At 69.7% G+C, this 21,496-nt stretch carries 16 protein-coding genes and 1 tRNA gene; 7 read left to right on the plus strand and 10 right to left on the minus strand.

Annotated elements, in window-relative coordinates; genetic code table 11:
- The first annotated feature begins 41 nt into the window (after window positions 1-41).
- The 3 genes from ACIDOF_RS12400 (at window position 42) to ACIDOF_RS12410 (ending at window position 1,929) form a co-directional block, all read left to right on the plus strand.
- The gene (locus tag ACIDOF_RS12400; RefSeq protein ID WP_409005870.1) at window positions 42-488 is read left to right on the plus strand and encodes a DoxX family membrane protein; all 447 of its coding nucleotides are present in this window, start codon (window positions 42-44) and stop codon (window positions 486-488) included.
- A 125-nt stretch (window positions 489-613) separates the two neighbouring features.
- The gene (locus tag ACIDOF_RS12405; RefSeq protein ID WP_409005871.1) at window positions 614-1,171 is read left to right on the plus strand and encodes a hypothetical protein; all 558 of its coding nucleotides are present in this window, start codon (window positions 614-616) and stop codon (window positions 1,169-1,171) included.
- A 134-nt stretch (window positions 1,172-1,305) separates the two neighbouring features.
- Window positions 1,306-1,929: a hypothetical protein gene (locus ACIDOF_RS12410; protein ID WP_409005872.1), complete on the plus strand. Its 624-nt coding sequence runs from the start codon at window positions 1,306-1,308 to the stop codon at window positions 1,927-1,929.
- Between the two features lie 216 nt (window positions 1,930-2,145).
- Here ACIDOF_RS12410 and ACIDOF_RS12415 read toward each other — a convergent pair whose 3' ends face one another.
- A complete protein-coding gene (locus ACIDOF_RS12415) occupies window positions 2,146-6,147 on the minus strand; it encodes an AAA family ATPase (protein WP_409005873.1) in 4,002 nt (1,333 codons plus the stop codon).
- Between the two features lie 627 nt (window positions 6,148-6,774).
- Here ACIDOF_RS12415 and ACIDOF_RS12420 point away from each other — a divergent pair.
- Window positions 6,775-7,113 carry a DUF6233 domain-containing protein gene (locus tag ACIDOF_RS12420; protein WP_409005874.1) on the plus strand — a complete coding sequence of 113 codons (339 nt, stop codon included), beginning with the start codon at window positions 6,775-6,777 and terminating at the stop codon, window positions 7,111-7,113.
- 92 nt (window positions 7,114-7,205) lie between these two features.
- Here the strand turns inward: ACIDOF_RS12420 and ACIDOF_RS12425 are convergent.
- From ACIDOF_RS12425 to dnaA, 9 genes are all read right to left on the minus strand, one after another.
- A tRNA-Ile gene (locus ACIDOF_RS12425) sits at window positions 7,206-7,279 on the minus strand.
- A 99-nt stretch (window positions 7,280-7,378) separates the two neighbouring features.
- On the minus strand, window positions 7,379-8,026 hold the full coding sequence (locus ACIDOF_RS12430) for a DUF3566 domain-containing protein (RefSeq protein ID WP_409005875.1): 648 nt from the start codon (window positions 8,024-8,026) through the stop codon (window positions 7,379-7,381).
- A 17-nt stretch (window positions 8,027-8,043) separates the two neighbouring features.
- Entirely contained in the window at window positions 8,044-10,662 is a 2,619-nt protein-coding gene (gene gyrA, locus ACIDOF_RS12435; RefSeq protein ID WP_409005876.1) for a DNA gyrase subunit A, read from the minus strand.
- 42 nt (window positions 10,663-10,704) lie between these two features.
- Window positions 10,705-12,771, minus strand: coding sequence for a DNA topoisomerase (ATP-hydrolyzing) subunit B (gyrB, locus tag ACIDOF_RS12440; protein ID WP_409005877.1), 2,067 nt, complete (start codon window positions 12,769-12,771; stop codon window positions 10,705-10,707).
- Between the two features lie 426 nt (window positions 12,772-13,197).
- Entirely contained in the window at window positions 13,198-13,731 is a 534-nt protein-coding gene (locus tag ACIDOF_RS12445; protein WP_409005878.1) for a DUF721 domain-containing protein, read from the minus strand.
- Window positions 13,728-14,849, minus strand: coding sequence for a DNA replication/repair protein RecF (recF, locus tag ACIDOF_RS12450; protein ID WP_409005879.1), 1,122 nt, complete (start codon window positions 14,847-14,849; stop codon window positions 13,728-13,730). The genes ACIDOF_RS12445 and recF overlap by 4 nt, the downstream gene beginning before the upstream one ends.
- A 135-nt stretch (window positions 14,850-14,984) precedes the next feature.
- Window positions 14,985-15,860 (minus strand): phosphogluconate dehydrogenase (NAD(+)-dependent, decarboxylating), encoded by an 876-nt coding sequence (gene gnd / locus ACIDOF_RS12455; protein ID WP_409005880.1) that lies wholly within the window; start codon window positions 15,858-15,860, stop codon window positions 14,985-14,987.
- A 126-nt stretch (window positions 15,861-15,986) separates the two neighbouring features.
- Entirely contained in the window at window positions 15,987-17,117 is a 1,131-nt protein-coding gene (gene dnaN, locus ACIDOF_RS12460; protein WP_409005881.1) for a DNA polymerase III subunit beta, read from the minus strand.
- A gap of 1,071 nt (window positions 17,118-18,188) precedes the next feature.
- The gene (dnaA, locus tag ACIDOF_RS12465) at window positions 18,189-20,279 is read right to left on the minus strand and encodes a chromosomal replication initiator protein DnaA (protein ID WP_409005882.1); all 2,091 of its coding nucleotides are present in this window, start codon (window positions 20,277-20,279) and stop codon (window positions 18,189-18,191) included.
- A gap of 379 nt (window positions 20,280-20,658) precedes the next feature.
- On the opposite strand from dnaA, the gene rpmH reads away from it, so the two are divergent.
- From rpmH to yidD, 3 genes are read left to right on the plus strand one after another with little or no spacing between them, the layout of a single operon-like run.
- Window positions 20,659-20,796 carry a 50S ribosomal protein L34 gene (rpmH, locus tag ACIDOF_RS12470; RefSeq protein ID WP_016644655.1) on the plus strand — a complete coding sequence of 46 codons (138 nt, stop codon included), beginning with the start codon at window positions 20,659-20,661 and terminating at the stop codon, window positions 20,794-20,796.
- A 21-nt stretch (window positions 20,797-20,817) separates the two neighbouring features.
- The gene (rnpA, locus tag ACIDOF_RS12475; RefSeq protein WP_409005883.1) at window positions 20,818-21,189 is read left to right on the plus strand and encodes a ribonuclease P protein component; all 372 of its coding nucleotides are present in this window, start codon (window positions 20,818-20,820) and stop codon (window positions 21,187-21,189) included.
- Entirely contained in the window at window positions 21,186-21,494 is a 309-nt protein-coding gene (gene yidD / locus ACIDOF_RS12480; RefSeq protein WP_282540712.1) for a membrane protein insertion efficiency factor YidD, read from the plus strand. The genes rnpA and yidD overlap by 4 nt, the downstream gene beginning before the upstream one ends.
- The last annotated feature ends 2 nt before the right edge of the window (window positions 21,495-21,496 follow it).

Below are 21,496 nucleotides of genomic sequence, written 5' to 3' on the forward strand. Positions count from 1 at the left end.
GAACTGACGCTCCGTCAGTTCACTGTGTGGAGGGGCTCCAGATGCAGACGATGTGGCTCAGCGGCGCCGAGGTGTTCGCCGTCCTCCGGATCGGCCTCGGCCTGTGGTGGTTCGAGAGCTGGCGCCACAAGGACAAGAAGACGTGGTTCGACGGCGGGGGCGTCGAGTGGGCGGCCGACATCGCGGCGAAGCACCGCTGGGGCTTCGTACAGGCCGGGTTCGCCACGGTCGTGAAGCCGCGACCGAAGATCATGGCGTACGTCGTCGCGTACGCGGAGCTGGCACTCGGCCTGGGGCTGATCGTCGGCCTGCTGACCCCGATAGCACTGCTCTGCAGCCTCGCCCTCAGCCTGATCTACCTGGTGCTGATGATCCACGATGTGGCCGAGCAGGGGCAGAACCTGATGATGGCGCTGATCGCGGTCGTCGCGCTGCTGGGCGTGGGGTGGCAGGCGTGGTCGCTGGACGCCGTGCTCGGACTTTTCTGAAGCGCGGTTGAGACCTGAACAGTCGCCGGGCCGTCCCTCATGTTCCCGCGTTCTCCCGCCCGTTGAAGCGCCCACCCCTATGATCGGCAAGCCAACCTTTGGAGTGCTGCCGACCTGGGGGAACAGTGGGCACGGGGGAACAGCTCGTCACGGTCGCCGCTGTGCTCCTCGGCGCCCTGATGACGCATCTGACGAACTTCCTCATGGAGCGCAGCCGCAAGAAGCACGAGCGCTCCGTCCGCTGGGACGAGCGGAAGTTGGACGCCTACGAGAACTACATCGAGTGTGTCCGCACCTGCATCTTCCTCGCCGTGCAGCTGTACGAGGTGAAGGAAGGCCTCCGCGAGAGCGACCAGGGCGAGCGGGAGATCCTCGCCGAGATGTCCGACGCCGGCCGTACCCGAGGGCGGGCGTTCGAGCGCATCATGCTCCTCGCCGGCGATGACGTGATCGAGGCGGCCCACCGCCTGAACTCCGTTGCCCTGCAGGTCGATTGGCAGGCGCACGGCAAGATCGGCGGCACCCTCGAGGACTGGCGCGCCCGGAACCGGGACGTCTTCAGCGCGATCAACGCCTTCCACGACTCGGCACGCCAAGACCTCGGCGTCAGCGGAAGCGTCACGGGCGAGCAGCACCCGGAGCGGGACCTCCTGCTGCCCCCAGCCCGACAGAACGACGGCTGAGCCGACCAGGGAACGCAGACTTCCTCGCCCGCCCTGCCCTACGTACGCCTATGGCCTCTTGCCGTACGCCTATGGCCTCTTGCCCCTCCTCATGTCACCCTGCCCCACGCCCCCTGCCAGACGAGGAGCCGGCCATGCGCGACCAAGAGGCCCAGGAGTCGGCGCGGAACGCCGACGACGGCTTGAGCGAGAGCCACACCGCCCGGACCAGAAGCGCCGCGGCCCGTACGGCGGCCACCTGCCACTACCTCACCAGCCGGCAGAGCGCGCTCGTCGCGAAGCGTGAGGCGGGCGAGCCGCTGCAAGGCCCCGTCCTGAAGACCGAGCATGCCGTCCGGACCGCGACCGAGGCGTTGACGGCCCTCTCGGCGAGCGCATCCGATCCGGCCGCGGCATCCCGGTGCGCTCGGAACGCCGCAGCCGCCGCAGCCCTCGCCGCCCAGACGGCCCAGGCCCACGACCAGGCCCACGATCAGGTCCACGCCCAAGGGCGAGCAGACGGCCACGCCGCCAAGAACGCCGTGGCCGCCTCCCGTGCCGCCCTCCAGGCCTCCCTAGCAGCCGGCGCAGCCGCAGCCGGCGGGAATCCGGGGAGGGACCAGGCCCTGAACGAGAAGGCGGATGCGGCCGAGAAGGCAGCCGTCGACGCCGCCGAGAAGGCGGGTTGGATGCAGCCGGGCAGGGAGTACCTGTCGCAATCCGAATCCGGCGGGGAGTTCACCATCTCCCTTGCCGACGTCATGCACTTGGAGCACTAGCGACGTAACTCAGCGTGAAACCCGCCTAATTGCTGCAGCCTTTTGCCACTGAGGCAAGTCACGAAAAGAGCCCGATCGCTGGCGACGGGGGATGCACCAGCGATCGGGCTGGACTGAACAGTAACAAGATGCGCCCTGCGAGCCAACCGTCCACGGGCGAACCAGACTTGTGACCGAGGCCATCGGACGCGCCCGACCTGGGCAAACGCCGGTTCTTCACCCGTCGCACGGGGGCTCGTACGAGAGGCGGGGCAGATACTCGTGCCACTTTTCCCGGGTCAGAACATCACGCGTCGTCGAGCAAATACGCCGAATCGCCTCGCCCGTGTCCAAATTCCACAGCCGGACGGTATCGGTGCCGCTCGACACCCCCAGCATGCGCCCTTGCGAGCTGTACGACAGGAAATTGCCGGTCTTGGCGTTCGGGCTCATCGCCTGGCCGATCGGGGCTGCCCGGGAGGGCTGGGCGACGTTCCACAGCCGGACCATGTTGTCGTTTCCGCCGCTCGCCAGGGTGCGTCCGTCCCGGCTGAAGGTCAGGGACACGATCGCGTCGGTGTGGCCCGTGAGGGGCGAGCGGAGTTGCCGGGCCTCGCGGGGATCGGCGACGTTCCACAGCCGTACGGTGCCGTCGTCGCTGCCGCTGGCCAACGTACGGCCGTCGCGGCTGTAGGCGAGCGTGTTGATGGGGCCCAGGTGGCCGGTGAGGGGCTTGCCGAGCTGGGCGGCGCGGCGGGGGTCGGCCGTGTTCCAGATCCGGACCGTGCCGTCCGCGCTGCCGCTGAAGAGCGAGCGTCCGTCCCTGCTGAACACAAGGGAGTTGACGTAGCCGTTGTGCCCGGCCAGCGGCTTTCCGAGGGGTTCGAGGCGGGACGGGGTGCTGACGTCCCACAGTTGGATGGTGCGGTCGGTCCTGGCCGTGGCGAGGGTGCGGCCGTCCGGGCTGAAGGTCAAGGCGTGCGGGCCCGCGAAGCGCGTCTGCAGGTCGACCGGCCGGCCGAGGGGGACGGGCCGGCTCGGGTTCGTGACGTTCCACAGCTGCACCGCGCCGCTCGTCAGCACCGCGACCGTACGGCCGTCGGGTGAGAACTCCAGGGTGTGCACGTCCTCGTCGCCCTGCTTGAACGGCTTGCCGAGGAACACGGGCCGGTCGGGGTGCTCCACGTTCCACAGCCGGATCCGGTGATCGCGCGCGACGGTGGCCAGGATCTTCCCGTCCGGGCGGAACGCTCCCATGCGGCCGAGCATGTCCGACGTCGGCACGGACCACAGCCGGACCTTGTTGTCGCCGCTCCCGGTGGCGAGCGTACGGCCGTCGGGGCTGAAGCCGAGGGCGTACATCTCCCCGCTGCCGCCCGCCAGGGGCTCGCCGACCTGCGACGGATGGGCCGGATCGCTCACGTTCCACAGGCTCGCCGTGCTGTCCGCGCTGGCGACCGCGAGCCCGGTGCCCTCCCGGTTGTAGGCCACGGACCAGATGGGGCCGGTGTGGCCGGTGAGCGGCGCGCCGAGCTGCTTCGCCCGCTCGGGGTCGGCCATGTCCCAGAGCCGTACGGTCTCGTCGGAGCCGCCGCTGGCGAGGGTCTGCCCGTCGGGGGCGAAGGCGACCGAGTGCACGGTGCCCTTGTGACCGGTCAGGACGGAGCCCACCGCCTCGGGACGACGCGGGTTCGCCACCTCCCACGTCCTGATCGTGCCGTTGTCGGCGCCGACCGCCAGCATCCGGCCGTCCGGGCTGAACGCCACGGAACGCACCGCCGCGTCGTGGTCCGGCAAAGAAGCGAGCGCCCTCGGCCGGCTCGGCTCACGGACGTTCCACAGCCGAGCAGTTCCGTCCTCGCCGGCCGAGGCCAGGGTGCGGCCGTCCGGGCTGAAGGCGACCAGGTAGACCGAGCCGTCGTGGCCGCGCAGCGGGTCGCCCAGCGGCTGCGGACGGCGGGGATCCCGTACGTCCCACAGGCGGATCGTGCCGTCGTCCGAAGCGCTGGCGAGCGTGGCGCCGTCCGGGCTGAAGACCGCGGTGCTCACCCAACTCCTGTGGCCGGTGATCGGCTTGCCCACGGCCTTGGGGCGAGCGCGGTCCGACACGTCCCACAGCCGTACCGTCCGGTCGTAGCTCGCGGTGGCCAGGAGCTTGCCGTCCGGGCTGAACGAGGTGAGGTAGACGGCTCCGGTGTGGCCGACGAGCGGTGTGGCCAGCGGAGCGTTCATGATCGACAGGAGCCGGTTCTTCGCGCCCTCGTCGTCGGGCCGCAAGCGGTGTGCCACCAGCGCGAGTTGGGCGGAGAGCGACGGGTCCGTGTCCTGGACGCGGTCGGCCTGCGCGGTCACCTGCTCGAAGACCGCCTCGTCCCGCTCCTGCCCCGCCACGACGGCTGCGACACCGGCCACCATCGCGAGGACGACCAGCGCCGCCACCGCACTGCGGCTGATCCAGGCCGTGCGCTTGCGCAGCCTCTCCGAGGCGGCCAGGAACTCGACCGCGCTCCGGGTCAGATAGGTGTCACCGGCGCACTTCGCCCAGGCTCGAGCCTGCTCAAGACGTGAACCCCGGTACAGCAGCGCCGAGTCGCGGCCGGAGTCCTCCCACGCCTTGCCGTCCTCCTCCAGGCGCTGCCGCAGCAGGTGGTCGCTCCGGTCCGCGTCGATCCAGTCGCGCAGTCGCGGCCAGGCGTGGAGCAGCGCCTCGTGCGTGATCTCCACGGTCCCGGAGTCGAGCGTGACCAGTCGGGCGCGTACGAGGGCTTCGAGCGACTGCTCCGTCTTGCCGGGGTCCGTCGACTCCTCCGCCAACTGGCGCCGCGTACCCCGCCGACGCGTGGCCTGGGTGTCTTCCCCGAGCCTGACCAGCCTGAGGAGCAGCAGCCTCGCGGCCGTACGAGCGCCCGGGTCGAGGCCGGTCCACGCACGCTCGGCGGTCGCCGCCACCGCCCCCTGGATCCCGCCCGCCGCGCGGTAGCCGGCCAGCGTCAGCCTGCCCGTCTTCCTCCGCTGCCAGGTGGCGAGCAGGGCGTGCGAGAGCAGCGGCAGTACGCCGGCGTCGTGCGCCCCGCGGGGACCGTCCGCGGTCACTTCCCGGACGATCAACTCGGCGAGCCCGGATTCGAGTTCAAGGCCCACGGCCTTCGCCGGCCCGGTCACCGCCTTGCGCAGCTCGGCCGGAGTCAGCGGTCCGAGGACCATGTGCCGGTGTTGCAGCGCGTCGGCCAACTCGGGGTACCGGAGGCACTCCTCGTAGAAGTCGGCCCGTATGCCGAGGACCACGAGGGCCGGCGGACGCTCACCGGGCGCGGCGGGTGAGCAGACGGCGTGGAGGAGCCTGATGAAGGCCCGCCGCTCCGCCACGTCCGGGCAGAGGGTGAACACCTCCTCGAACTGGTCCACGACGAGGACCGGAGGACCGGCCGAGGCTCCCTCGCGCCCGGCCCACGCAGAGACCGACTCCCGCACCGCCTCGGCGAATTCAGCCGTGCCGCTCTCGGTCTCGGCCGACCACTTCGCCGCCGAGATCGCGCGTTCGAGCTCAGGTATCCGCCGAGCGATCTCCGCGAACGGAGCGGCTCCCGGCACGCACTGCAGCACCGGACCCGCCCCGTCCCCCAGCGCTCCGCCCTGAACCGCCGGTACGAGCCCCGCGCTCAGCAAGGAGGACTTCCCCGCCCCCGAAGCCCCGACGAGCATGACCAGGCCGCCCGACTCCTCCGCCGTACGCAGCTGGGCGACCAGGGCCTCCGTGCTGCGCTCCCGGCCGAAGAACCACTGAGCGTCCTGCTCCCGGTACGAGGCCAGCCCGCGGTACGGGCACACACTGCTGCCCGTCGCGGCCTCGGCCACGGGCCGTTCCGCGTCCTCCGCGGACGTGGTGGACGTACCGGCGCGCTCGCTGACCGGATCCGCCACGGCCCGCGCCCAGAGCCGCTGCCACTGGGCCATGTCGTACAGCCCCGGCGTCACCGGTGTGGGACGCTCGCGCCGGGCTTCGGGGATCAGGACGTTCAACACCACCGCGAGAGCGGCGAACTGGGCCGGCACGTTCTTGGCTCGTCGCCAGTCGCTGATCCGCTGCGCGGACACCCGCACGGGCCGCCCGCGTTCGTCGACCCGCTGAAGGCGTACGACACTTTCGGCCACGCGCTTGAGGGGTGGATTTCCGGCCTCCGTGTACAGCAGCGCGAGACGTTCCGCGAAGGCTGCACGGGCCCCAGAGTCGGAGCTCAAGGCTTCTACCCCTTACTTTCGCCCCCCGCGGACATCCGGACCGGAAAACTCACCCTATACGGCTGACCTGCGGTTACACCCTCCGGAAGTCGTCACGATCTCCTCTGCGCGATCCCGAACTGGCAGGATCACAGCCAGGAACGAGCCAGCCACGCAACGTCTGGGCAGGTCACGAGCCCGCGCTCGAAGAAGTGCCCGCACCGCCGCCTGTCTGAGCCCGACCTCCGTCCCGAGTTACGACGATCTCGACTCGTGCACCGAAGAGCTTCGCGTAACCGGACGCGTCCGGAACCACCTCGCATCGAGCGCCGGTCCGGACTTCCTCCGATTCGCGCTGCTACGCCGATACAGCGCGAGTCGACGCCGTCCGCGTTGCTCGGTGCCGGTCCCCACGAGGGGAGGGACCGGAGCCGAGCGACGCGACGCGGCCGCTCCCGGCACCGCTTCCGGCACCGCCTCCGTCAGACACCGTTGGGACGTCCGGCCGCGGATGCCGAACTGCGGTTCGTACGGCCTGCCGGGCGCGGCACCGGGCTCGGACGGGGCTTGCGGTCAGGAAAGCGCCGGAGGAACCGCGCCGCAGGGACGCCTACCTGGAGCACTGCCGCGCGACCTGCCATCGAACACGTGCACGATAACCATCTGTCCCGCCTGGAGGCGCTCCGGTTCGCCGAGCGTGTCCAGCTCCAGCAGCTCGACCGGATCCGTCGATGGATCGCGGACGAGGAGCGGCGCGTGGCGGAGCGGCGGCAGGGCGAGCGGGCTCGGCCCCCCGCGCCGGACTGGCTCATCGAGCTGGGGATAGGCAAGGAGCGCAGGCCGATCGCCGTGCACGCGGGCGGCTGCCACATGGCGGGGCGGCGCAGCAGGCCGATCTCGCGCGACGAGGCAATGCGGTCCCTCGCGAACGGAGTTGAGGCCTGCGGACACTGCCGGCCCGACTCGGCCCTGGGCCTTCTGGAGTGAGCGATCCCGGCCAACTCCCGGGGAGACGCCGGGAAGAGCTGCCAAACGCAGAGAAGCCGCTTCCCACCAGGGGAAGCGGCTTCTCGCAGATGTGGGGCTAACAGGATTTGAACCTGTGGCCTCATCCTTATCAGGGATGCGCTCTAACCAACTGAGCTATAGCCCCGCCGCGCTTTGCGGTGTGTGTCCCGCGCGCTGACCTCTGAAGATTAGCGCACGACGGGGCCAGTCCCAAAATCGGTGACTCAGCGGCCTCCGGAGACGCTCACTCGTCCTCGGCGAGCGTCAGCTCCACACCGCCGACGAAACCGGCGGACAGGTTGTAGATGAACGCGCCGAGCGTCGCCAGGGCCGTGGCCAGGACGACGTCGAGGACGGCGATCACGGACGTGAAGAGGAGGACGCGCGGCAGCGACAGGAAGGACTGGAGGTCGAAGCCGTTGGACTCGTTGGAGCCGGTGGCCTCGGCGATCGTCCCGCCGACGGTGGAGAAGACGCCCATGGCGTCCATGACCATCCACAGCACGGCGGCCGCGACGACCGTGCAGATGCCCAGGGCGATGCTGAGCAGGAAGCTGACCTTCATCACCGACCACGGGTCGGCCTTCGCCACGCGCAGCCGCGCCTTGCGGGTGCGCGGCATCGTGCGCGCGCCCGTGCGCGGCCGTCGGACCGCGCCCTCGGAGGGGTAGGCCTGCGGCGGGTGGTACGCCGTGGGCTGCTCCTGGGCGGGCTTGCGCTCGCTCGGGAGGGCGCCGGGGGCGTACTCGGCCTTCTTGCCGGTGTACGCCTCCGGCTGTGGTTCGCGGGTGTCCGTCACGGTGCCCCCCTGAGCCCCTTGCGGGTCAGTGGCGGGGCCACGGCCGCCGTCCGATCCGTTGGTGCCTGCTGAGGCGCCCGTGGCTCCACTCACGACCTACACTCCTCGCGCTACTCGGACTCGGTGGCTGCGCCCTCGTCCGTGCCGGCGACCGGGGTCGTCTCGTCCGACTCGTCGACGTCGCCGTCGACTTCCTCGGCCTCGCGTCCGGCCTCGGCGTTACGTGCGATGCCGACGACGGCATCGCGCTTGCCCAGGTTGATCAGTTGGACGCCCATGGTGTCACGGCCCGTCTCCCTGACCTCGTTGACTCGCGTACGAATCACACCGCCCGACAGCGTGATGGCGAGGATCTCGTCGGTCTCCTCGACCACCAGGGCGCCGACGAGTTCGCCGCGGTCCTCCACGATCTTGGCGGCCTTGATACCGAGGCCGCCGCGTCCCTGGACGCGGTACTCGTCGACGTCGGTGCGCTTCGCGTACCCACCGTCGGTGGCGGTGAACACGAACGTACCGGGCCGGACGACATTCATCGAGAGGAGCTCGTCGCCCTCGCGGAAACTCATGCCCTTGACGCCGGAGGTGGCGCGGCCCATCGGGCGCAGCGCCTCGTCCGTCGCCGTGAAGCGGATGGACTGGGCCTTCTTGCTGATCAGCAGCAGGTCGTCCGCGGAGGAGACCAGCTCGGCCCCGATCAGCTCGTCGTCACGGCCGTCCTCCATCTCGCGGAGGTTGATGGCGATGACGCCACCCGAACGGGGCGAGTCGTAGTCCTTCAGGGCCGTCTTCTTGACGAGGCCGGCCTTGGTGGCGAGGACCAGGTAGGGCGCCGCCTCGTAGTCGCGGATGGCGAGGATCTCGGCGATCTGCTCGTCCGGCTGGAAGGCGAGGAGGTTCGCGACGTGCTGGCCGCGGGCGTCGCGTCCGGCGTCGGGGAGTTCGTACGCCTTCGCGCGGTAGACGCGGCCCTTGTTGGTGAAGAACAGCAGCCAGTGGTGCGTGGTGGACACGAAGAAGTGGTCGACGATGTCGTCTTCCTTGAGCTTCGTGCCGCGGACGCCCTTGCCGCCGCGCTTCTGCGAGCGGTAGTCGTCGGTCTTGGTGCGCTTGACGTACCCGCCGCGGGTGATCGTGACGACGATGTCCTCTTCGGCGATCAGGTCCTCGATGGACATGTCGCCCTCGAAGGGCACCAGCTTGGTGCGGCGGTCGTCGCCGAACTTGTCGACGATCGCGGCGAGTTCGTCGCTGATGATCTGGCGCTGCTTCTCGGGCGAGGCCAGGATCGCGTTGTACTCGTTGATCTTCGCCTGCAGTTCGTCGTGCTCCTGGGTGATCTTCTGCCGTTCCAGGGCGGCCAGGCGGCGCAGCTGCATCTCGAGGATGGCGTTGGCCTGGATCTCGTCGATCTCCAGGAGCTCCATCAGGCCGGTGCGCGCGACGTCGACCGTGGCGCTGCGGCGGATGAGCGCGATGACCTCGTCGATCGCGTCCAGGGCCTTGAGCAGACCGCGCAGGATGTGGGCGCGCTCCTCGGCCTTGCGCAGCCGGAAGCGGGTGCGCCGGACGATGACCTCGACCTGGTGGTTGACCCAGTGCCGGATGAAGGCGTCGAGGGAGAGGGTGCGGGGCACGCCGTCGACCAGGGCCAGCATGTTGGCGCCGAAGTTGGTCTGCAGGTCGGTGTGCTTGTAGAGGTTGTTGAGGACGACCTTGGCGACCGCGTCCCGCTTGAGGACGATGACGAGGCGCTGTCCCGTACGGGAGGAGGTCTCGTCGCGGACGTCGGCGATGCCGCCGATCTTGCCGTCCTTCACGAGGTCGGCGATCTTCTGCGCGAGGTTGTCCGGGTTGACCTGGTACGGCAGTTCGGTGACGACCAGGCACTGGCGGCCCTGGATCTCCTCGACCTCGATGACCGCGCGCATGGTGATGGAGCCGCGCCCGGTGCGGTACGCCTCCTCGATGCCCTTGCGGCCGACGACGAGGGCGCCGGTCGGGAAGTCGGGGCCCTTGATGCGCTCGATCAGGGCGTCGAGCAGCTCCTCGTGGGAGGCGTCCGGGTTCTCCAGGTACCACTGGGCGCCCTCGGCGACCTCGCGGAGGTTGTGCGGCGGGATGTTGGTGGCCATGCCGACCGCGATGCCCGCCGAGCCGTTGACCAGCAGGTTCGGGAAGCGGGACGGCAGGACCGTCGGCTCCTGGTTGCGGCCGTCGTAGTTGTCCTGGAAGTCGACGGTCTCCTCGTCGATGTCCCGGACCATCTCCATGGACAGCGGGGCCATCTTGCACTCGGTGTAGCGCATGGCGGCCGCGGGGTCGTTGCCCGGGGAGCCGAAGTTGCCGTTGGAGTCGACCAGCGGCATCCGCATCGACCAGGGCTGGGCGAGGCGGACGAGGGCGTCGTAGATGGAGGAGTCGCCGTGCGGGTGGTACGTACCCATGACGTCGCCGACGACGCGGGCGCACTTGTAGAAGCCCTTCTCGGGGCGGTACCCGCCGTCGTACATCGCGTACAGGACGCGGCGGTGGACGGGCTTCAGGCCGTCGCGGACGTCGGGGAGGGCGCGGGAGACGATGACGGACATCGCGTAGTCGAGATACGAGCGCTGCATCTCGGTCTCGAGTCCGACGGGCTCGACGCGCATGCCGACGCCGGGGACCTCGGGGTCGTCGGGCGTGGGCACTTCGGGCGTGACGGGGTTGTTCGGGGTGGTCTCGTCGGCCATTGCTGGTCAAAGTCCTTTCGAGCTGCGGCTGGTGCGGCCGACTCAGATGTCGAGGAAGCGGACGTCCTTGGCGTTGCGCTGGATGAACGAGCGCCGGGCTTCGACGTCCTCGCCCATCAGCACCGAGAACAGGTCGTCGGCCTGCGCGGCGTCGTCGAGCGTGACCTGGCCGAGGACGCGGTGGTCCTGGTCCATCGTCGTGACGCGCAGCTCCTCGGCGTTCATCTCGCCGAGACCCTTGAATCGCTGGATGGTGTCGTCGCGGAAGCGCTTGCCGGACTGCTTGCCGAGCTCGACCATGGCGTCGCGCTCGCGGTCCGAGTACGCGTACTCCACGTCGTCCTTCGTCCACTTGAGCTTGTAGAGCGGGGGACGGGAGAGGTAGACGTGGCCGGCCTCGACCAGCGGGCGCATGAAGCGGAAGAGGAAGGTCAGCAGCAGGGTGTTGATGTGCTGGCCGTCGACGTCGGCGTCCGCCATCAAGATGATCTTGTGGTAGCGGAGCTTCTCGATGTCGAAGTCCTCGTGCACACCGGTGCCGAAGGCCGAGATGAGGGCCTGGACCTCGGTGTTCTGCAGGATCTTGTCGACCCGGGCCTTCTCGACGTTCAGGATCTTGCCGCGGATGGGCAGGATCGCCTGGTACTCCGGGTTGCGGCCGGACTTGGCGGAGCCGCCTGCGGAGTCACCCTCGACGATGAAGATCTCGCACTTCGTCGGGTCGTTGGACTGGCAGTCGCTGAGCTTGCCCGGCAGCGAGGCGCTCTCCAGGAGGCCCTTGCGGCGGGTCAGGTCGCGGGCCTTGCGGGCGGCGACGCGGGCCGTCTGGGCCTGGATGGCCTTGCGGATGATGTCCGCGGCCTCGTTGGGGTTGCGGTCGAACCAGTCGGTGAGGTGCTCGTGCACCACCTTCTGGACGAAGGTCTTGGCCTCGGTGTTGCCCAGCTTGGTCTTGGTCTGGCCCTCGAACTGGGGCTCGCCGAGCTTGACCGAGATGATCGCGGTGAGGCCCTCGCGGATGTCCTCGCCGGAGAGGTTGTCGTCCTTCTCGCGCAGCAGCTTCTTGTCCCGCGCGTACCGGTTGACCAGGGAGGTCAGGGCGGCGCGGAAGCCCTCTTCGTGCGTACCGCCCTCGTGGGTGTGGATCGTGTTCGCGAAGGAGTAGACGCCCTCGCTGAACTGCGTGTTCCACTGCATGGCGATCTCTACGGAGAGGAGGCGCTCCTTGTCCTCGGCCTCCACGTCGATCACCGAGGGGTGAATGACGTCGCCCTTGCGGGAGTTGAGGTACTTCACGAAGTCGACGATGCCGCCTTCGTAGTGGTACGTGACCGTGCGGGCCTCGTGCTCGTCCTCGCCGCTCGCGTCGGCGGAGTCGGCGCCGGCGGTGGCCTTGGCGGACTCGCGCTCGTCGGTGAGCTTGATGGTGAGGCCCTTGTTGAGGAAGGCCATCTCCTGGAAGCGCCGCGAGAGCGTCTCGAAGGAGTAGTCGGTGGTCTCGAAGATGTCGCCGTCGGCCCAGAAGGTGACCGAGGTGCCGGTCTCCTCGGTGGCCTCGTGCCGCTCCAGGGGCGCGGTGGGGGCGCCGCCCTTGTAGTCCTGGGTCCAGCGGTAGCCGTCGGTCTTGATCTCCACGGCCAGCTTGGTCGAGAGCGCGTTCACGACGGAGACGCCGACGCCGTGCAGACCACCGGAGACGGCGTATCCGCCGCCGCCGAACTTGCCGCCCGCGTGCAGCACCGTCAGCACGACCTCGACGGCCGGCTTCTTCTCGACGGGGTGGATGCCCACCGGGATGCCGCGGCCGTTGTCGACGACGCGCACGCCGCCGTCGGCGAGGATCGTGACGTCGATGGTGTCCGCGTGGCCCGCGAGCGCCTCGTCGACACTGTTGTCGACGACCTCCTGGACCATGTGGTGCAGGCCCCGCTCACCGGTCGAGCCGATGTACATGCCGGGCCGCTTGCGGACCGCGTCCAGCCCCTCGAGGACGGTGATGGCGCTGGCGTCGTACGACACCGGTGCCTCGCCGTTCTCGCCGGCGGGAGACGGGATGTTCTCGTTGGGGTTGCCGGAATCGGCCACGAAGCGCCCTTTCTGGCACAGCACAAGCCGAGCTCCCGTGTGGGCGGGAGCGGCTGCGTCGTTCTGTGTGTCGACTGGTGGTCGGCTGAGTGGACAGCCTGGTGCAGCGTTCTCGCGTGTTTCCTGACCGCGCCTCACGAATGAGGCGAGATTAGCCTCCAGTCTACCGGTAGCGCCGACAGTGATGGGCGTTTGGCGGTACCTGAGTCCTCATGTGCCGCCCTGAATCGGCCGGAGCCGACTCCCCATATGTGGAAAGGGGCTCCAAGAGGCTCACAGCGGCGCTCAGCGCTTCGGGCTGTCAACCCTCCGCTACGGTGCGGTAGCACCCGATTTGCCGGGGCCCGCGCGCCCCTCGCGCAGGGCGTACGACGGCAGGGGCAGGACGTACGCACAGGACGTACGAAGGGGTGTGCGCAGGGCGGGCGGAGAGCGTGCGGAGAGCGGCGGTCAGCCGTAGGTGTCGCCGGGGCCCGTGCTGCCGGGGGCGCGCAGGGGGCCGAAGCGGCGGGCCGGGCCCTGCGGGCCGTGCACCTTGATCAGCTTCACGGTGCCGTGGCCGAGGTCCTGGTTGAGCCGCGCCACCAGCTGCGGCGCGAGCAGCCGCAGCTGCGTCGCCCAGGTCGTGGAGTCGCACTGGACGGTGAGGACGCGGGCCTCTTCGTCGTACCGCTGCGGTACGCAGTGCTTGGCGAGGTCGTCGCCGACGATCTGCGGCCAGCGGCCCATGACGCCGCCGACGGCGGCCGGGGTCTCCCAGCCGCGTTCGGTGATCAGCCGGTTGATGGCGGCGCCGAGCGGCTGCGGGTCGCGGCCGTCGGCACGGGCGCCGGACCTGAGGCCGCCGCGTCGGGCCTGCTTCTTCTGCTCGGCGGCGGCGCCGCGGGCACGGGCCTGCTCCTTGGCGGCGCGCAGCGCGACCCGCGCGAGGTCGACGCCGCTGGGCTCGGCGGGTTTCGGGGTCTCCTCGGACTTGTCGCTCACGCCCGGGTCACCTCGCCCGCGCCGACCGCGTACCGCGTGCCGGTGAGGATCTCCGGCACGTCGTCGTCCACGGCCGCCGTGACGAGGACCTGCTCGCCGGGGGCGACGAGCTCGGCGAGGCGTTCGCGGCGGCGGGCGTCGAGCTCGGCGAACACGTCGTCGAGCACGAGCACCGGCTCGTTCCCCTCCGCCCGCAGCAGGTCGTACGAGGCGAGGCGCAGGGCGAGGGCGTACGACCAGGACTCGCCGTGGCTCGCGTATCCCTTCGCGGGGAGTTGGCCGAGCTTGAGGAGCAGGTCGTCGCGGTGCGGGCCGACGAGGGTGACGCCGCGCTCGATCTCCTGCTTGCGGACGGAGGCGAGGGCCTCGATCAGCTGCTCGTACAGCTCTTCGCGGCTGTGGCCGGAGCCTTCGGCGGACGGCCGGTACTCCAGGGTGAGGGGGCCGCCGCCGGGGGCGAGCTGCTCGTACGCCTTGTCGGCCAGGGGCTGGAGGGTGGCGATCAAGTCGAGCCGCTGGGCGAGGAGTTCGGCGCCGGCGCGGGCGAGATGCTGGTCCCAGACGTCGAGCGTGGACATGTCCATGGAGCGGCCGCCGTGTCTGCGGGCCATGGCGGCGGACTTGAGCAGGGTGTTGCGCTGCTTCAGCACCCGGTCGTAGTCGGAGCGGACGCCGGACATGCGCGGGGAGCGGGCGGTGACCAGCTCGTCGAGGAAGCGGCGGCGCTCGCCGGGGTCGCCCTTCACGAGCGCGAGGTCCTCGGGCGCGAACAGGACGGTGCGCAGGATGCCGAGCACGTCACGCGGTCTGACCTGCGAGGACCTGTTGATGCGGGCGCGGTTGGCCTTGCCCGGGTTGAGTTCGAGCTCGATCAGCTGCTGGCGTTCGCCCTGGCGCACGGCGGCGCGGACGATGGCGCGGTCGGCGCCCATGCGGACCAGCGGGGCGTCGGAGGAGACGCGGTGGCTGCCGAGGTTGGCGAGGTATCCGACGGCCTCGACGAGGTTGGTCTTGCCCTGGCCGTTGGGCCCCACGAAAGCGGTGACGCCCGGCTCGAGCGGGACCTCGACCCGGGCGTACGAGCGGAAGTCGGCCAGCGACAGGTGCGTGACGTGCATGGCCGTGGACCGACCTCCCCCACGTGTGGACAGTCCCGTGGATCCGCGAACGGCGGATCCACAGGCTGTGGATCCGGACTGCTACTTACTACTGCGGCTGACCGCTGCCTACTGCGGCTGCCGCTGCGGCGAGCGCTACTTCTTCTCCACCGCGTGGCCGCCGAACTGGTTGCGCAGCGCGGCGATCATCTTCATCTGCGGCGAGTCCTCCTGGCGGGAGGCGAAGCGCGCGAACAGCGAGGCGGTGATGGCCGGCAGCGGCACGGCGTTGTCGATGGCGGCTTCCACAGTCCAGCGGCCCTCGCCGGAGTCCTGTGCATAACCGCGCAGCTTGTCGAGGTGCTCGTCCTCGTCGAGGGCGTTGACCGCGAGGTCGAGCAGCCAGGAGCGGATGACCGTGCCTTCCTGCCAGGAGCGGAAGACCTCGCGGACGTCGGTCACCGAGTCGACCTTCTCCAGGAGCTCCCAGCCCTCGGCGTAGGCCTGCATCATCGCGTACTCGATGCCGTTGTGGACCATCTTCGCGAAGTGCCCGGCGCCGACCTTGCCGGCGTGCACGGAGCCGAAGTCTCCCTCGGGCTTCAGGGCGTCGAAGATCGGCTGGACCTTCGCGACGTCGTCGGCGGAGCCGCCGTACATCAGCGCGTAGCCGTTCTCCAGGCCCCAGACGCCGCCGGAGACACCGCAGTCCACGAAGCCGATGCCCTTGGCGGCGAGCTCCTCGGCGTGCTTCTCGTCGTCGGTCCAGCGGGAGTTGCCGCCGTCCACGACCACGTCGCCGGGCTGGAGGAGTTCGGCCAGCTCGTCGATCGTCGACTGCGTCGCCGCACCGGCGGGGACCATCACCCAGACGACCCGCGGGCCCTTCAGCTTCTCCACAAGCTCCTGCAGGCTGTGGACGTCCGCGAGGTCGGGGTTGCGGTCGTATCCGATGACGGTGTGGCCTGCGCGGCGGATGCGCTCGCGCATGTTGCCGCCCATCTTGCCGAGGCCGACGAGACCGAGCTCCATCAGGTCATCCTTCAATTAGCGTGCTGGTGTTTCGTACCCACGTCCGAGCCTACGCCGGGACGTGTCGGCACACCTGCCGGCCCGGGCCGCTCAACTGGGCGGCCCGGGACCCGCGGTCCGTCCGCCTCAGCCGCTCAGCCGGACGGGCATGATCAGGTACTTGTACGCCTCGTCCGCCTCGGCGTCGAGCGCCGGCTTGCCGCTGAGGAGCGCGGGCTTGGTGGACGTCGTGAACGACAGCTGCGCGGCCGGGGAGTCGATCGCGCTGAGGCCGTCGAGCAGGAACGTGGGGTTGAAGGCGATCGAGATGTCGTCGCCCTCCAGCTGGGCGTCGACCCTTTCCACAGCCTGTGCGTCGTCGCTGGAGCCGGCCTCCAGGATCAGCACGCCCTGCTCGAAGCTGAGCCGCACCGGGGTGTTCCGCTCGGCGACGAGGGCCACGCGCTTGACGGCCTCGACGAACGGCGCGGTCTCGATGACGGCGACGGAGTTGAACTCCGTCGGGAACAGCGTGCGGTACTTCGGCAGGTCGCCCTCGAGGAGTCGCGTCGTCGTACGCCGGCCCGCACCCTCGAAGCCGATGAGGCCCTCGCCGGCACCGGAGCTGGACAGGGCGATCGTGACGCTGTCACCGCTGGTCAGGGACTTGGCGGTGTCCTGGAGCGTCTTGGCGGGCACCAGGGCGACCGCGGAGGCATCCGGCACCTCGGGCTTCCACAGGAACTCGCGGACCGCGAAGCGGTAGCGGTCGGTGGAGGCGAGCGTCACCGTGTCGCCCTCGATCTCGATGCGCACACCCGTGAGCACCGGGAGGGTGTCGTCACGGCCGGCGGCGATGGCGACCTGGGCGGCGGCCGCGGCGAAGACCTCACCAGGGACGGTGCCGGTGGCGGTCGGCATCTGCGGCAGCGCCGGGTACTCCTCCACAGGAAGGGTGTGGAGTGTGAATCGCGAGGAGCCGCAGACGACCGTGGCCCGCACGCCGTCCGTGGAGATCTCCACAGGGCGGTTGGGGAGGGCGCGGCAGATGTCCGCGAGCAGGCGGCCGGAGACGAGCACCGTGCCGTCCTCGTCGACCTCCGCCTCGACGGAGACTCGCGCCGAGACCTCGTAGTCGAAGCCGGAAAGGCTCAGGGCGCCGTCCTCGGCCTTCAGCAGCAGGCCCGCCAGGACCGGCGCCGGCGGACGGGCGGGGAGGCTGCGTGCCGCCCAGGCCACTGCCTCCGCCAGTACATCGCGCTCCACCCGGATCTTCACGTAAGCCGCCTCCTGCTGTTGCCTGGCTGCTCGCCCTGCTGGCCTGCTGAGCCCACTGGACTCTCGTCGGTTTGGTTGATGCGTCCCCAGGGTGGGGAGAACACCGGGGACCAGTCTGACGCACAGCACCGACACTCGGTGCGGCTCGGGGTCAAGTCGTGACGTGCGGCAGCCGACCGACGAAGCGCGAGTTGTGCACAGCCCCGTCTTCGAGACAAGTTCCCCGGGTTATCTGTGTGGGGGTAGTAGTAGGGCCTGTGGAAACCGTGGAAAACCGCGTTTTCGCAGGTCAAGCCCCAAATTTTTTCCACTGGTCCTGTGGGTGGAGCTCGTGGATAACCCGGCTCCGCTGTGGACACCGAAAAGTTCTGCACACCCGATACACAGGACAGGGCCACTTCTCCCCAGCGCTGTCCCCAGCTTTACCCCGGTTCCCCACAGCCCAACCCAGCACCTTGGTGTGACGCCTTTCACTCGACCCGGTGAGGAGGCGCGTTGCGTTGCCGAACAGTGGACAGCCATGTGGAGAAGCTGGGGAAAGCTGGGGACAACCGGCCTCTGCCTGTGGGTTGCCGGTGGACAACGCTTCGGGCGGCTTGTGGGCAAGATCTTTGTCCACAGTCTGTGGAGATCTTTCGTCCACGAATCCACAGCCACCTGACCTGGGATGATGATCTGTCACCAGGCCCGCCTGTGGACGCAGTATGGACAACTTCCCAGTCCCCAGGGTGTGGACGGGCCCACAGCGTCATTTCTGTGGAGAACAGCCTCCCGTAGACCCGAAATCGAACACGCGGCGACCCCTGGGGAAAGCGCGAGGCGGCGCGGAGGGGCGCCGGAGAGGCCGCGGAGGAGCATCGGAGAGGCCGCGGAGGAGCATCGGAGACGCCGCGGAGGAGCATCGGAGAGGCCGCGGAGGAGCTCGCGAGGGCCGCTCTCAGGACCAGGACGAGCGGTTTCCACGTACGCGAAAGGCGCCCACGAGCCGTGCTCGCGGGCGCCTGGGAAGCGGGCGTCAGGAGGTCCGAGGAGTCGTCGGCGGGCGTCTCGCGGTGCCCAACTCCCCTGTCGTCAGCCGTTCTTGATGCGGTTGGTGAGTTCCGTGACCTGGTTGTAGATGGAGCGGCGCTCCGCCATCAGCGCGCGGATCTTCCGGTCGGCGTGCATGACCGTCGTGTGGTCGCGGCCGCCGAACTGCGCGCCGATCTTCGGCAGGGAGAGATCCGTCAGCTCGCGGCACAGGTACATCGCGATCTGGCGGGCCGTCACCAGGACGCGGCTGCGCGACGATCCGCACAGGTCGTCCACCGTCAGCCCGAAGTAGTCCGCGGTCGCCGCCATGATCGCCGTCGCCGTGATCTCGGGCGCCGCGTCCTCGCCGCCGGGGATCAGGTCCTTGAGGACGATCTCCGTCAGACCGAGATCCACAGGCTGTCGATTGAGCGAGGCGAAGGCCGTGACCCGGATCAACGCACCTTCCAGCTCACGGATGTTGCGCGAGATCCGGGACGCGATGAACTCCAGGACCTCCGGCGGAGCGTTCAGCTGCTCCTGCACCGCCTTCTTACGGAGGATCGCGATCCGGGTCTCCAGCTCGGGCGGCTGGACGTCCGTGATCAGACCCCACTCGAAACGGTTCCGCAGCCGGTCCTCAAGGGTCACCAGCTGCTTCGGCGGCCGGTCGCTGGAGAGCACGATCTGCTTGTTCGCGTTGTGGAGCGTGTTGAAAGTGTGGAAGAACTCCTCCTGCGTCGACTCCTTGTCCGCGAGGAACTGGATGTCGTCGACGAGCAGGATGTCCATCTCGCGGTACCGCTTGCGGAAGCTGTCGCCCTTGCCGTCACGGATCGAGTTGATGAACTCGTTGGTGAACTCCTCCGAGCTCACGTACCGCACCCGCGTCCCCGGATAGAGGCTCCGCGCGTAGTGCCCGATCGCGTGCAGCAGATGCGTCTTGCCGAGCCCCGACTCCCCATAGATGAACAGGGGGTTGTACGCCTTCGCCGGCGCCTCGGCGACCGCCACCGCCGCCGCGTGCGCGAAGCGGTTCGAGGCGCCGATGACGAAGGTGTCGAAGAGGTACTTCGGGTTCAGCCGAGCCGTCGGCTCACCCGGACCCGTCGCGGGCGCCGGCTGCGCGGCGAGCGGGCCCGGCGCACCACTGGACGCGGGCAGCGAACCCGTCCCCGGCCCCGCGCCGTGCACACCCCGACCGCCGGGAACGCCCGGACCACCGGTGTGCCCGGGCCGCGGCCCGCTGTGACTCTGGTGCGCGCCGTGCCCGCCCGGTCCGCCCGGTCCGCCCGGCCCGGAGTCCGGCAGCTCCCTGCGCTCCCGCCCCTGCTGCTCGTACGGCGACCGCTCCTCGTACGACGGACGCTCCTGCTCGTACGACGCGTGCTCCTGCTCGTACTGGGAGCGGTCCTGGTCGTACTGCGGGCGGTCCTGCGGGCCCGTGCGGTAGTCGTGCTGAGTCGAGGGGGACGCGTACGGGTCGCGCTCGGGGTAGCCGAGGCGGGGCTGCTGCCAGCCGTAGTCGTCCTGGGTGGGCCGGGGCCAGGCGCCGGGCTCCGGACGCTGATAGTCCGGGTAGGCGGGACGGGCCGTCGGCAACTGGTCGGTGTGGGCGCCGGGGTGCGTGCCCGCGTGCGTGCCGGGGTGTTCGCCGCGGCCCGACGGCATGTCGTCGCGGCGGCGATAGGCCTCGTACTGGTCGCGCTGGTCCAGGTCCCGATGCTCCCGCTGGTCGCGCTGTTCCCTCTGGTCTCTCTGGTCCCGCTGATCGCGGTCCTGGTGCGCGCCCGGGAGCTCCGGCTCCTCGTACCGCTGCTGCTGCGGCTCTTCGTAGCGCTGCGGGGCCGGGGCCGGGGCGGGGGCCGGTTCGTTCGCGGAGTCGTCGACCGTGATGGCGATGCGGATCGGGCGGCCGCACTCGCGGCTCAGGGTCTCGCTGACCACCGGGGCGAGCCGGCCCTCGAGTACGCCTTTGGCGAACTCGTTCGGCACGGCGAGCAGGGCGGTGTCGGCGACCAGTGCCAGCGGCTGGCAGCGCCGGATCCAGTGCTCGTCCTTCGCCTCGACACCCTGACCGCGACCCTCACCCAGGAGTTGTTCCAGGACGCGTGGCCACACTGCGGCAAGATCGGCAGGTACGTCAGCCACAGGGCACGCTCTCTCATGGGTCCCACGAATGTGTGGTTCTCGGGACGGGTCGTAACGGAAATCGGGTGGTGCGGGGGGAAGGGAACGAATCGGAGTTCAGCCAAGGTAGTCAGGGCGACGGGTACGGTTCAAGTTGTTGTCCACAGGCTGTGCACAGTGTCCCCCCGCGTACTGCCGGTTTGACCGGATGGCGTAGCCGCGCGTACCGTGACCAGGTCGAGTTGTCGATGGCTGCTGCCGCCTGCCTCCGATGGGCATGGATCACGGTCCGATCTGAACCGTGCAGCGGTGCACTCGGGCGTATTGCGAGCTCCTCGCGGGCGCACGGTGACAGCCAGACGACACCCGCCGTCACCCGATTCATTTCTGGAGCCCCCGAGTGAGCAAGCGCACCTTCCAGCCGAACAACCGTCGTCGCGCGAAGACCCACGGCTTCCGGCTGCGTATGCGCACCCGTGCCGGCCGCGCCGTCCTGGCGTCCCGCCGCAGCAAGGGTCGCGCCCGCCTGTCTGCCTGATCCGCAGCAGGTCATGACGTCGTGCTGCCTACCGAGAACCGGCTGAGGCGGCGCGAAGACTTCGCGACCGCGGTACGCCGAGGACGCCGGGCCGGCCGCCCGCTCCTCGTCGTCCATCTACGCAGCGGTACAACGGACCCGCACGCGCCTGGGGAGAGCGTTCCCCCGACGCGTGCGGGTTTCGTCGTGAGCAAGGCCGTGGGCGTGGCGGTCGTACGGAACAAGGTGAAGCGCAGACTGCGGCACCTGATGCGCGAGCGGCTGGCCCAGCTGCCCCCCGGTAGCCTGGTAGTCGTACGCGCGTTGCCCGGAGCGGGCGACGCCGACCAAGCACAGCTGGCCCGAGACCTGGACGTCGCCCTGCAGCGACTGCTGGGAGGGGGCGCGCGATGAAGTACCCACTGCTGGCCCTGATCAAGATCTACCAGTGGACCATCAGTCCACTCCTGGGCCCGGTGTGCAAGTACTACCCGTCGTGCTCCCACTACGGCTACCAGGCCATCGACCGGCACGGTGCGATCAAGGGGACGGCGCTCACTGCCTGGCGCATCCTGCGGTGCAACCCGTGGTCGCACGGCGGCGTGGACCATGTCCCGCCGCGCAAACGGCCCCGGTGGCACGAAATGCTGCGCAACGCCTGGCGCAACAAGGGCGGGAAGTCCGCCACTGAGACCCCGTCCCATGCTCAAGGAGCCTGATT

Source organism: Streptomyces sp. Da 82-17, assembly GCF_046098215.1.
In the GTDB taxonomy this organism is placed as follows: domain Bacteria; phylum Actinomycetota; class Actinomycetes; order Streptomycetales; family Streptomycetaceae; genus Streptomyces.

What these genes read in the sequence shown, in the direction of transcription:
- ACIDOF_RS12400 (WP_409005870.1), top strand. Translation starts at nt 42, where the DNA reads ATGCAGACGATGTGGCTCAGCGGCGCCGAGGTGTTCGCCGTCCTCCGG.
- ACIDOF_RS12410 (WP_409005872.1), top strand. Translation starts at nt 1,306, where the DNA reads ATGCGCGACCAAGAGGCCCAGGAGTCGGCGCGGAACGCCGACGACGGC.
- gyrA (WP_409005876.1), bottom strand. Translation starts at nt 10,662, where the DNA reads ATGGCCGACGAGACCACCCCGAACAACCCCGTCACGCCCGAAGTGCCC.
- recF (WP_409005879.1), bottom strand. Translation starts at nt 14,849, where the DNA reads ATGCACGTCACGCACCTGTCGCTGGCCGACTTCCGCTCGTACGCCCGG.
- gnd (WP_409005880.1), bottom strand. Translation starts at nt 15,860, where the DNA reads ATGGAGCTCGGTCTCGTCGGCCTCGGCAAGATGGGCGGCAACATGCGC.
- yidD (WP_282540712.1), top strand. Translation starts at nt 21,186, where the DNA reads ATGAAGTACCCACTGCTGGCCCTGATCAAGATCTACCAGTGGACCATC.